The organism is Martinezella rhizogenes (assembly GCF_007002745.1).
GTDB lineage: Bacteria > Pseudomonadota > Alphaproteobacteria > Rhizobiales > Rhizobiaceae > Agrobacterium > Agrobacterium cucumeris.
On the sequence record NZ_SGNY01000004.1, the window covers coordinates 94,397 to 107,006 of the forward strand.

The following is a 12,610-nucleotide window of genomic DNA, read 5'->3' on the forward strand; positions in this document are numbered from 1 at the left end:
ACGGGAATTGACGGCATTTCAAGTGATTTTTTTCGCGGCGCGACAAAAGTCATCCCGTGTTGCGAAAAGAACCGGCCCCGTGCTACGTTATCTGCATACGAAATACCCCGACCAACGCGGTACTTTACACCGGGTGGAAGGGTGACTGCCTTATGTTTTATTATTTTTGGAAACATGGATTTGATGGCGTCTGAAAACGCCGCGAAGCTTTCAGGACATGCTGGCCCGCAGCATAGTGAGAAACGCCTGCATTTAATCGGCGCCCTCCCGGCCATGTCTCGCTTTGCACTGTCGCCATGATCATCAGGAGACGCAGATGAACGGAAAACAGCCGATCACCATGGGCCGCCTGACACGGCGCAGCCTGCTCTCGGCAACACCTTTCGCATTGGCCGCCGCCACCGGCCGCTATTCCGCCTTCGCACAGACCGCGTCCGTTTTTTCCGCCGATACGGAAGCGTTTCTCGACAGTGTGGGCGTGTGCGGTCATTTCGCTCGCACGACGGGCATCTATCCGGAAGCCTTCGAGCGCATCCTGCCTGAACTAGAGGCGCTGGGCGTGCGCCATCTGCGCGATGAGGGACTGATCACCGCAAGAGACAGCCGTAACAGCCCCGCCTTTCAACGCCTGCGCCAGATCGTGGCGGCCGGCCTTCGCCTTACCATCATCTGCTATGATGATCTCAATCCCTATGTTTCCACGCCGCTCGACAGGATCGCTGATTTCTACGACTGGTGTGACGGCGGCATCGCCCTCTTCGAGGGCAGCAATGAACCGGTGCTGACGAAGGATCCAGCGAACGCGCCAGGCATTTCGGCACGGCATCAGACGGCGCTGCACGAAATCATCCACTCGACACCCGACCTCAGCGGCGTTCCGCTTGCCGCGCCAAGCTATGTCCTGACGAACAGGGAGCTGGCGCTGGATCTGCAGGCGGTCTGCGATTACAGCAACATTCACCCCTATGCCGGGATGGAGCATCCCGAAACGACCGGGCCGGGAGCGCTTTCCAAGTCGCTTGCCGCCTCGGCGCATATCGCGCCCGGCCGCCCGGTGCTCGCCACGGAAATCGGCTACCACACGTCATTGCAGCCGAAGACCTTCCATTTCCCCGTTACCGAGGGGATCAAGGCGCGCTACATGCCCCGCGCGCTTTTGTGGTGTTTCCTCAACGGCATCCGCCGGGTCTATATTTATGAAATGGTTTCGAGCTTCGCGCAGGACGAGACAAACCCGGAATCATCATTCGGCCTGCTGCGCCATGATCTCAGCCGCACGCCCGCTTATGAGGCTGTGCGCGCCCTTCTGTCGCTCTGCAAGGCGGAGCGGCAAACCGTCCCGGTGGAAAGGCGCCTCGATTTTATCCAAAGCGATGCCGAAAGGGTGACGCTGCGGCTGGCAAGAGCCGACGGTGCGCTGCTTGCACCCGTGTGGCTCGGCATCCGGGGATGGCAATGGCCGGCCCGGATCGAAAATCCGCCCGCTGAACGGTTGGCAACCTTTTCGGTAACCGGGCCTCATAATCAGGTCATCGCCCACCGCTTCAGCGACGACGGATCAGTGACCCAGCGGGTGATCACGCAGCAAGGCGGGCAATACCAGCTTTCCGTCAGCGACCAGCTCACCGTTCTGGAGGTTTTCTGAGGGTCGGCCGGCGAAATTTCGCAGTCGCGAAATTTTATATATCGTGCCAACCTTATGCGTGATAACCTGCTTTGACAAATGACTTTATGTCCGCGCGAGCGGACGCAAATAATACAAAATATATTTTTTCTTTTTTACAGATGATGATGATGACGCAAAAATTTAAGAATGCGCCTGCTGCAGGGACGCAACGTCTCGATGTCGTTCAGTTGATGCGTGCCGTGGCGGCAATCATGATTGTTGCGCTGCATGCGGGCGTGAATTGGGAGTTTTCGCTTCTCCCCATCCATACCTGGAGACTCGGCGCAGGTGTCGACCTGTTTTTTGTCATTTCCGGCTTCGTCATCGTTTATGCCTCCCGGCCTTATTTTGCAGCTGCGGGCGGGCGTTCGGCATTTCTCCTGCGCCGGCTTCTCCGCATCGTTCCTCTTTACTGGTTTGTATTGACCCTGCGGCTCACCATGGCCGCCGTCGCGGCCATTCTCGGCGCAAAAGCCTTCCCTTCACTACAATCGATCCTGACCTCCTATCTTTTCATTCCTTACGACAGCATGGGTTACGGCGACGCCTATCCGTTTCCGCTCATCGATCTCGGCTGGACCCTGAATTACGAGATGTTTTTTTATCTCGTTTTCGCGGTATTCATATTCCTGCCGCTGGAACGCGCCGTTATGGCGACAGCCGGCACACTGCTCATCGCCGTCCTGATCGGCGCCAATTTCGATCTAGCCCTGCCGCTAAGTTTCTGGTTCCAGCCGATCATCCTCGAATTCGTCGCAGGAATGGTGCTTGCGACACTTTTCCTGAGAGGTGTGCGTCTGCCGCCCCTGGCAGGAATCGCGGTCGCCCTCTGCGGTCTGGCAATCTGGCTACTCACAGATTTGAGCATGGTCGGGTTCCAGTGCGATCCGGGATGTTATTCCTTTGCGCGGCTTATCGTTTTCGGCGGCGGTGCGATCTTCATGATGACGGCAGCAACCTTGACAAGAAACATCGCGCTGCCCCGTTTCGCTCAACCGCTAGCAACGCTTGGCGAGTCGTCTTACGCGCTTTATTTGCTGCACCCTTTCATTTTTCGCGGGTTCAAGATTGTATTCGGCAGCGTACCGCCAGAGTGGAACAACCTCATCTATTTCGTTGTTGTCGCAGGCACCATCGCCATAGCTCATGCATTCCATATTATGATCGAAATGCCGGCGAATGCCTGGCTTCGTGATCGGCTGATAACATCCCGGCGGAAAGTCGCCGTGACCTGACTCAGGAATAAAACCCGCAGGCAGGCCGTTAAGTATAGGGGGAAGTTCCCACCAGAAGCGCATTTTAACACTTGATCGTTTGCTTGGGCTGTGCGATTTAAAAGGAAATTTTAGGATGTTGGATAACCATGTTCGACATCAAATTACTTAAAGTCGTATTTTAAAAATTTGGAGAGTTGTGATGTCCCGCCCTCGTAATGGCTCGACGCTCACTGGTGCAGTATTGATGGCCAGCATGGTTGCTTTTTCCGTATCGGCCAATGCTCAAAATGCCCAGAATGTTGAAACAGCACCGGTCGTTGCCCAGACGCAGACGACAGAAAGTGCTCCAGCTGCTGCGCCCGTCAAGGCCGCAGACGAAACCACCGCCGCATTTCTCGGTCGCGTCCACGGCACCAATCCAGATATGGTTACGCTTTCCGCCGCGGAACTGTTCAAGCTGTCTCCAACGCCTGGAACGATTGGTGACCTGATTGCCATCGCCTCCAGCACTGATGCCGCCGCTGCGGATCTGACCGGAAAGGTGATGAGCGGTTTTCCCGTCATCGCGGTTTCCACCAGCGCGGCGCAATTTTCCGAACAGCTCTCCGCACTGGTTCTGAATGATTCCGGCCAGCTGCCCGCCATCGTCGCACTTGCTCAAAAAGTCGCGAACAAGGATTTCTCCGAAGTTGTCGGCGAAGGCCTGGCGCTTGCCTATTCCACGGCGATGCAGAGAGGCAACACGATACTCGCAGCAGCCATCCAGCTGCAGACCAAGGGCACAGGCGTGCCCTCCGATCTTCTGATCGCCTTTAGCGAAAACATCGAAGGAACAGCGGCCGGTCCGGCTGCACCTGCTGCCGCCGCTGCAGCCGCTTCGCCAATTGGCGGCGCCGGCTCCACGCCGGCCAGCGGCAACAGCATCGGTGGCTCGGCAGCCACGGGCGCCGAGGCAGGCATTGCACAGGCCGGCGGCGGAAGCGCACCCGTTGGTGGCGGCGGTACCGGCGGCGGCGGTGGAACGTCGACCATCTTTAACATCACGGTCTCGACCGGAAGCACCACGACGCCAATCAGTACAAGTCCCGTTTGAAATCGGCTTTGCCGTCCCCGTCACGGGGATGGTCTTCGCCTGTCCCACGATGCAACCGAGACTTGGCGGGCATTATGCTCGCCGAAAAGAGCGAGGCTGACAGTTGTTGCAAAGGCACGATCCCGTGACGATGAGCGATTACGATAAAAACGCCTTTACGGCCGATTTTATCGATATCGAAGCGGTTCTGGCGGCGATCCGTCGGCAGTGGCGGATCGTCCTTGCGACCATCGCCATCGCCGGGACAATCGGGCTCGCTTATGCCGCAACGGCTGTTCCGATCTATTCGGCGAGCGCGACCCTGTTGATCGACCGTAACAACAGCCAGGTCGTCGAACAGCTTTCAACAATCGGCGGCGTCATAGAGGACGAGGCGTCGATCCTCAGCCAGGTCGAGGTTCTGCAATCGGAAACCATCGGGCTCGCCGTCGTCGACAGTCTCAATCTGACGGAAAACCAGGAATTCAGGGCCACCCGCGCATCACTTCTCAGCTCGATCGTGGGCACGATCCGTTCGCTGGTCAACGTTTCGCAGTGGTTCTCGCCGGCAAAGGAAGCGGTCATCGATGACGGAACGCTGAAGAGAGCGCTGTCGGACCGATTGTTGCAGAGCCTGTCCGTCAAGCGCATCGGCCGCACCTACGCGCTGGAGCTGAGCTATAATTCAACATCACCAGCTCTCGCCGCACAGATCGTCAACGCCGTGGCGGCAGCCTATCTGGTCGATAAGCTCAACTCCAAATACGAGGCGACGAAGCGGGCCAGCGACTGGCTGTCCGATCGAATAGCCGAATTGCGTCAAAGGGCGCTCGATACCGATCTGGCCGTGCAGAAATTTCGCGCCGAACACAATCTCATCGAGACGGGTAATAATGGCCTGCTTTCCGACCAGCAGCTGGCGGAACTGAACAGCGCGCAGATTCTGGCGCAGTCCGAAACCGCCAAGGCGCGTGCACGGTTCCAGCGTATCGAACATATTCTCGCCACCGACGATGTCGATGCCGTCGTCACCGATATTCTCGACAGTTCGGTCGCAAATGATCTGCGCAAGAAATACCTCGAATCCTCAAAAATAGAGGCCGAAATCGCCGGTCGGCTTGGCAGGAACCATGTTCAGGCCGTGCGTTTGCGCAATGAAATGCAGGAATACCGCCGGCTGATGTTCCAGGAAGTCAGCCGTATCGCGCAAAGTTACAAAAGTGATCTCGAGGTCTCTGAAGCACGGGAAAAAACCCTTGAGGCAAGCATTGCCAAGGCCACCAATGTCAGCAATTCGGCCAGCCAGACCCAGGTTCAGCTTCGCGAATTGCAGCGCGAGGCGGAAACCTACAAGAACATGTATCAAACCTTCCTGCAGCGTTATCAGGAAGCCATGCAGCAGCAATCCTTCCCCGTGACGGAAGCACGCGTGATCTCCAAGGCAATGCCGCTTAAAATTCCGAGCAAGCCGAACAAGCCGCTGCTGCTGGCCCTCTTCATGATCATGGGGGCAGCCGCTGGCGGTGGCATCGCCATGTTCCGCGAGTTTCGCGACCGCTTCTTCCGCACCGGAGAACAGGTTCGCGATGTTCTCGGGCTGGAGTTTCTGGGCAATACGCCGCTCATCCCGAACAAGCCGGTCGAGGAAGCCCTCTCCAAGGGGCAGGAGCACAACCCCGCCGCCACCCGTCCATCCAGTGTTGCCCGCTACGCCGTCGATCACCCGCTATCCTCCTTTGCCGAAACCCTGCGCAGCACACGGCTTGCGCTCGATCTCGGCATTCCCGCAAAAAGCGGCGCGCGGGTGGTGGGCATCGTATCGGCCCTGCCGAGCGAGGGAAAATCTACCATCTCCATCAATCTGGCACAGCTTCTGGCCGGGCAGGGCGCGCGGGTTTTGCTGCTGGATGCCGATATCCGCAATCCTGGCGCCACGCGCGCTTTGGGTCGCCATGCCGGTGAAGGCCTGCTCGAAGTCCTGCTGGAAGGTCGCGATGTACGTGATGTGCTACTGCGCGACGAAAAGACAGGGCTCGCTTTCCTGCCCACGGTCGTCAAACAACGGGTGCCACATTCTTCCGAACTCCTGACCTCGGCGCAGATGCACAAATTGCTGGCCGAGGCGAGCGGCGTGTTCGATTATATAATCGTCGATCTGCCGCCGCTCGGTCCGGTGGTCGATGCACGGGCGATGGCCAGCCGGATTGACGGTTTCGTTTTCGTCACCGAATGGGGTAAAACTGCCCGCAGGGCAGTCCGCAATACCATCGAAAATGAAGTCCATATCCGCAAAAAATGCCTTGGCGTCATTCTTAACAAGGTGGATACGGAAAAGCTGAAGCTCTATCGGGCCTACGGTTCCAGCGAATATTATTATTCACGTTACACGCGCTATTACCATGACTGACAAGGATGGGATGACGCGCCTGCATACAATCTTTGCGGTCGTGCCGGTCCTTGTCATTTCCATATTCGTTCTGGCTGTCACAGCCCAGGCATTTTCCGAAAGCCGGCGTTTTTCCGACATCGTCGCAATGGCGAGAATTGCCGACGACAAGAATGGCCTGGCACCCGATCTGCTTGCAAACACGGTCAGCCAGCTTCACCCCGTCATAGCAGAAAAAATCTGCCGTTCGGATATCGTCAAGGCCGGATTGCGACTGGTTTTGGCTGATCTTGATGCAAGTATCGGAAAGTTAGCGCCAGAGGCCACGGCGGCGCGTCTTGGCTTTGCCGAAACCTATATTCGTCATGCGCTCTCTTGCCTTCCCGCCAATGGCGATGTGTGGCTGCGCCTTGCCATGGTTCGTTCACTGCGCAACGCCTCGCCCCTGGAGACAGCCGTGCTGATGAATTTTTCCCAGCTTTACGGGCCGGCTGACGCCAATCTGATACGCGGACGCTTCGCCATGTGGCGACAATTTCCAAGCGAGACCCTGCCGCAGGCCGAGGCGGCGCGAGAGGCGGATACCGCTGTCGTCTGCGGCAAGGAAGGGGAAATCCTGCGCTGGACGCTGCGCGATGTCTGTCCACAGCAGCCTGCGGATAATGTGAAACGCTCCATGCCGCTGCGGTGACGTGAAAACGGGATCGCGCTTTGACATTCCGCACATCGCCACCACGAAGAATTCTTGCAAAGACGAAAACCCATGACACCCACCCTCGCCCCATCGGAAGCGCTGTCCTCCTCGCCGCCACGACCGGTCGCATTTCGCGATTATGTCCGGGTGGCTGCCACTGTCGCATTCTGGGCAATTTTCCTGCTTGCGCTTCTCAATCGTGGCGCAACGGAAATAGAGAGCCGCATCGTTGTCACGCTTGCGATTTATCTCCTGCTGGTGCCGGCCATCCTCACATTCGGGCCGCCACAGGGCGGTGCCGGCAAGGCGCTCGTGGCGACCTGCTTTTTGCTTGGGGCGCTGATCGTTCAGATAATGCTGCAGGCATCATCCCTGCCAGGCCTCGCCTCACCCAACCCGGCATGGTCCGCTGCAACCATGTTCACGCAGATCGCACCTGCCGCCACGATCTCGCTCACTCCCGCAGATGATCGGCTCGGCCTGCTCAGCGCCGCCCTGCCCTTTGGCGCTTTTATGGCCGGCCTCGTGATTTTCGATACTGACGAGCGCGCGGCAAAAACGTTGCGGTGGTTCGCAATAGGCGGCGGCTGGCTTGCGTTATGGTCGATCGTGCAGTTCCTGCTTTTTCCGGATATGCTCGGCTTCATTCAAAAACGCTTCTATCTTGGCAGCCTGACCGGCCTTTTCGTTAATCGCAATACCGCCGCAACCCTGTTCGGCCTCATCCTGCTTGCGCTTTTTTCATTGTTTCACAAACGGCTGCTGGCTCCAGACTGGCACATGGTAAGGGCACTTGTCGCAAATCGCCTGACGGTGCCGGTCGACCAGAAACGCCTTATCCGCAAGGCGGCCTTCGCCGGCGTTCTCGCCGCCCTCTGCTTCATCGCATTGATGCTGACCGGATCGCGCGCCGGGATCATGTCCAGCTTCGTGGCGCTGCTTTTCCTTATCCTTCTGACTGTCTTCAACTCCCCTTCAAGGCCCAACAGCAGCGCAACTCCAAGGCGCCGGCGGCGCGGGTTCAAGCGCCGGGCAGCGATCATGCTCGCCATCGTTGCCGGCCTGTTTTCGCTTTTTGCCAATCGGGTGGCGCTTCGCATGGAGACGCGTCTGGAAGATGACATGCGCTTCTGCTACATGCCGGGCATCACCCGCGCCATAGCAGACAGCTGGCCCTGGGGATCCGGGCTTGCGAGCTTTGCGGAAACCTATGCGCCTTATCATCTGGCCCAATGCGGGGTGAACGCCGTCGTCACCCATGCCCATAATGTCTATGCCGAAGGCCTTCTGACGCTTGGCGCTGCATTCCCGTTTTACGCAGGCTTTTTCGTGCTTGCCCAATTGTTCATTTTTATCGTCGGGATGCGCAAACGCAAAAGCTATCGTTACGCTTCACATCTCGGTATTGCAGGTCTGCTGCTGGTCGGACTGCATTCGACGCTTGATTTTTCATTACAGATCCCCGGCTTCGCCATGGCTTATGCCATCTTCCTCGCCCCTATCGTCACACTTTGCCTCAATTCGCCGGGAACTGACCGGAATGGACGGCGGCGGCAGCGGCAGGACCCAGCCGATCTTTCAACGCCCGGGCCCGGGGGACATGACCATACGGCACAATTGGTATTTTAAAGCCATAGCAACTGACCTGCGCGTTCACATACTGGATGCCAAGTCACTGTAACGATTGTAGAACTGAAGACAGAGACGAGAATTTCAGCATGCGGATATTCCAGATAACGTCGCTATTTTCTCCAGACCGGGTGGGGGGCGCGGAAATTTTCGTGGAAGACCTTGCGCGCGGACTTTCGGAAAAGGGCCATACGGTTGCCGTAGCCGCCATTTCCCGGGAACAACAGGCCGTCGAGCAACGTGATGGTTTTTCCATTCATCGCCTCGGGCACACCACGCCGTTTTTTATTGGAGACTGGGAACGGCAACCGGGATGGAAGCGAAAATATTACAAGATCGCCGTACAGCTCGATCCGCGCCTCGTGCGTCGGCTTGCACATGTCATCGATGATTTTCGTCCAGATGTCGTCAACACCCATTCGTTGTCGGAATTGACCCCGCTTATCTGGCCGATGATCCGCAGGCGGGGCATCCCGCTCGTCCATTCCCTGCATGATTTCACCAGCATGTGCACCAATGGCTCCCTGTTTCACGACGGGCATATTTGCGACGGCAGCAGCAGGAAATGCCGTATTTTTTCCTATCTGCACCGGCGTTGCCAATGCGCCGTCGATGCCGTCGCGGGCGTCGGCCGCGACATTGTCGAGCGCCATGTACAGGCGGGCTTCTTCACCCATGTCCCGGAAGACCGCCGCACCGTGATCTGGAATGCCATCGCACCGCCGACCCAACAAAAAATGCGCAATCTCCGCGCGCCTGGACAACCGCTTGTTTTCGGTTATCTCGGCCGCATCGAAGCCCCTAAAGGTGCGGACTTGCTGATAGATGCTCTGCGGCGGCTGCCGCCACAGGGTTGGCGGCTGGTCATGGCCGGTCGCGCGCCCGGCGGCATCGAGTCTTATCAGCAAAAAACCATCGGTCTTCCCGTTGAGTTTCCCGGCTATGTCGAGGCGGACAGTTTTTTCGCTGAGATCGATTGCCTGATCGTACCGCCCTTGTGGCCGGAGGCTTTCGGGCGCACCGTTGCCGAAGCCATTCTGCGTGGGGTACCCGTCATCGGTGCCAACCTCGCAGGCGTCGCCGAACAGATCGGTCAGGACAGGCCGGAACGCCTGTTTGCTCCGGGCAACGCCAGTGAACTCGCCGCACGTATGGCGCAAGTCATGCGCGACCCCAGCATCCTTGCAGAGTCTCCCGAAACCAGAGCGAGAATTTCGCAAGGAGTAGCGCCTGAGCGGGTGGTTGCGGCATATGAAACGCTCTATTCGGATGTCCGTGTCCGTACCGGCGGCTAAACACTGGCAGAGTGGCAGCTTTTACCTATTTGGCGACAGGAACAGCACCCCATTCGAAAAGAGTGCATGTTGTTAATGTCGGGAAATCTCACGAAAGAGCGTTACATAGCTCTCCGCAGCGTTCCGCCATGAATATAGCGCGCGGTTTTCATAACCCGCCTCGCGAAGATTGCCCGCCAGATCCGGCTCCCGAAAAAGTCGCTCCAGTGCTGCGACAAGGCTGTCAACATCGGCAGGATCAAAAGTGAGGGCCCCCTTGCCAGCGATTTCAGGCGTGGCAGAGCGGTTGGAGCAAATGACCGGGCATCCCAGTTGCTGTGCCTCCAGCACCGGCAGGCAAAAACCTTCATAGGTCGAAGGCACACAAAGACAGGCAGCGTGGCGGTAAAGCTCGGCTAATTGCCGGTCATCTATGCCGGAAAGCCGGATCAGCCGTGCCTTCAATTCCGGGTCGCCCAGCACGCTGCCGATTTCCTCTGCATCGTCACGGCCGACATGAACGACATGCAGCGTCGGCATTGTCTTGCCCAGCCGCGCAAACGCCTTGCCCAGAAGGATGAAATTCTTGTTGGACGTCGCGTTTCCGACCGCCAGTATATAAGGCCCTGGCACTGGCCGCGCGCTGCCAGCAATCTCGGGATCGACTTTCAACGTGCTGTCGGAATGGATCGTCAGGCTTTTGCCGGCAGCGGCAGGATAAAAGTGGGCAAGGTCTCTTCGTGTTGCCTCGGATACACAGGTGACCCGGTCTGAACGAGCCATCATCAAGCGAAAGATGAAATCGGTCGTCAAGGTCGCCCGCCAACCGATCTGTTCGGGAATGGTCTTGAAATAAAGATCGTGAACAAGGGTAACCCGCCGTTTGCCGCCAAGAGGACTTCCAAATGGATCGGCATTGAACAGCACGTCGATATCGTGCCGACGGCAAAGTGCGGGCAGCGTAGCGGCCTGGTGCAGCACATCGAGAACCATGATACGCGGTCGCGGTATCTCCAGCAGTTGCAAACGGCTGTCGCGCAGGTTTTCAGGCAGTTGCGCCCGCGTCCAGGGAGAGCGCAGGATATAATCGTCCTGCGTCTGGTCCAATAGCCATTCCAGCAGGCTGAAGGTCACACGGGCAACGCCGGACGGCTTGCCGCCATATTGGCTCGGCATGTTTACGAGAATGCGCATCCTGGCCTTTCCGCTTGCCCACACTGTCTATCCGGATCGATCACCAGCTCCGCCTCACGCCACTTCCGATAGCAGCGCGGACACCGAACGGCAGGTCTCCTCCAGCGAAAATCGGCGGCTCACATCCTCCCGCCCCTTTTGCGCCAACCTTTCCGCCAGAGCCGGGTGGGAAAGGATGCAGCCGAGTGCGGCGGCAAGCGCCGGCGCGTTACCCGGCGGCACGAGAAGACCCGTTTCGCCATCACGGATGATTTCGGTCACCCCGCCGCCGCGTGTGGCGACAACCGGCCGGCCACACATCATGGCTTCGACCACTACCCGGCCAAAAGGTTCAGCGACAATCGAAGTATGGGCAACAGCATCCATAGCCGCCATCAATTCCGGAACATCTGAACGGAAGCCGAGAAAACGGACCCGACCATCAAGGCCAAGGCGGGATGCCTGCTCGCGGATGCGCGTCTCATAGGCTTCCTGTCCAAAAAGCGCTCCGCCAACGATGATGGCCTGGACACCATCCATCGCCGCAATCGCCTCCAGAAAGACATGCTGGCCTTTCCATTCGCTCAGCCGGCCAAACAACCCGACGATTGGCTGTGGACCAAGGCCGAGTTCCCCGCGCAGCCGTGCGGCTCTTTCCGGGTCATATGACACCGCCATTGCGGGATCAAAGCCGTTATAAACAATACGGACCTTCTCCGCCTCGCCGCCGGCTTCAACGAATGCCCGGCCGGTTTCCTCGGAATTAACGGCCACCAGCCTTGTAAAATATCGGGCAAAGGCCAACGAAGCACGGCGATTGGCGGAACTGAAGGCGGGATCCGTGACGATATCGTGCAAAATCCAGACGAGCGGACGGCGGCTGAGTTTCGCCGCAAGCGCGCAGACAAAAAGCGCCTTTTGCGAATTGGCGCAGATGACATCGTAATGCCTTGCCTGCCGGCTCAACTGCCAGGCAACCGCCGCCACGTCGGCCGCGCCGCGCAACATAGCACCGAATGATGAATCGCGGCGGATCGACAACATTTTTTCCCCGGCCGACAACAGAACCGGAGGTCTGCCGGCCGCCGCCAGATCCTCGGCAGCACCACCGCCACTGAGGAAACAGGCACGCCAGGAATCTGGCCCAGCCTTGACGAGATCGATGAGGAAAAGCTCGGCGCCACCCTTCTCTCCGGTATGGCTGACAAAAAGCGCGGATGTCATGCACTTACCTGCGACACGCACATACCCTGAAGGAGCCTTGGCCCGCAATGACGGGCATGACCAGGCACCCGGTAAAAAAGTTCGGCGCAGGCGACAATGGCAGGGATATCTTCCCGCGTCGATCTGGTATAAGAATGGCTACGTTTACTTGCGATTAAAAGAAAAGACATTCAAACCTTTATGCGGATTTATATTTTAGTCCGCGCGAAATAAAAAATAATAGTCAATTTAAATATTTTAGAAGAAATCGAAGAAAATTTCATGACGTTTAATTT

Annotated in this window: 9 protein-coding genes; 7 read left to right on the plus strand and 2 right to left on the minus strand. The window is 57.9% G+C overall.

Translation table 11 applies throughout. The annotated features are described in order from the left end of the window. The first annotated feature begins 316 nt into the window (after positions 1 to 316). The 7 genes from EXN68_RS13640 to EXN68_RS13670 all read left to right on the plus strand — a co-directional run bounded on the left by EXN68_RS13640 (position 317) and on the right by EXN68_RS13670 (position 9,959). Positions 317 to 1,645, plus strand: a complete 1,329-nt coding sequence (locus tag EXN68_RS13640) for a hypothetical protein (RefSeq protein WP_142841445.1) — start codon at positions 317 to 319, stop codon at positions 1,643 to 1,645. 143 nt (positions 1,646 to 1,788) lie between these two features. Next, complete coding sequence (locus EXN68_RS13645) at positions 1,789 to 2,901, plus strand: acyltransferase family protein (RefSeq protein ID WP_193559528.1); 1,113 nt, start codon at positions 1,789 to 1,791, stop codon at positions 2,899 to 2,901. A gap of 181 nt (positions 2,902 to 3,082) precedes the next feature. Continuing rightward, positions 3,083 to 3,976 (plus strand): hypothetical protein, encoded by an 894-nt coding sequence (locus EXN68_RS13650; RefSeq protein WP_142841446.1) that lies wholly within the window; start codon positions 3,083 to 3,085, stop codon positions 3,974 to 3,976. 130 nt (positions 3,977 to 4,106) lie between these two features. Next, positions 4,107 to 6,362, plus strand: coding sequence for a polysaccharide biosynthesis tyrosine autokinase (locus EXN68_RS13655; protein WP_142841447.1), 2,256 nt, complete (start codon positions 4,107 to 4,109; stop codon positions 6,360 to 6,362). 10 nt (positions 6,363 to 6,372) lie between these two features. Further along, entirely contained in the window at positions 6,373 to 7,032 is a 660-nt protein-coding gene (locus EXN68_RS13660) for a hypothetical protein (protein WP_404944526.1), read from the plus strand. A gap of 72 nt (positions 7,033 to 7,104) precedes the next feature. Next, positions 7,105 to 8,664, plus strand: a complete 1,560-nt coding sequence (locus tag EXN68_RS13665; protein WP_142841449.1) for an O-antigen ligase family protein — start codon at positions 7,105 to 7,107, stop codon at positions 8,662 to 8,664. Positions 8,665 to 8,753: 89 nt separating this feature from the next. Continuing rightward, positions 8,754 to 9,959 (plus strand): glycosyltransferase family 4 protein, encoded by a 1,206-nt coding sequence (locus EXN68_RS13670; RefSeq protein WP_142841450.1) that lies wholly within the window; start codon positions 8,754 to 8,756, stop codon positions 9,957 to 9,959. Positions 9,960 to 10,031: 72 nt separating this feature from the next. Here the strand turns inward: EXN68_RS13670 and EXN68_RS13675 are convergent, their stop codons facing one another. Both EXN68_RS13675 and EXN68_RS13680 read right to left on the minus strand, forming a co-directional pair. After that, positions 10,032 to 11,132, minus strand: coding sequence for a glycosyltransferase family 4 protein (locus EXN68_RS13675; RefSeq protein ID WP_142841451.1), 1,101 nt, complete (start codon positions 11,130 to 11,132; stop codon positions 10,032 to 10,034). A 54-nt stretch (positions 11,133 to 11,186) separates the two neighbouring features. After that, entirely contained in the window at positions 11,187 to 12,335 is a 1,149-nt protein-coding gene (locus EXN68_RS13680; RefSeq protein WP_142841452.1) for a glycosyltransferase family 4 protein, read from the minus strand. Between the last annotated feature and the right edge of the window lie 275 nt (positions 12,336 to 12,610).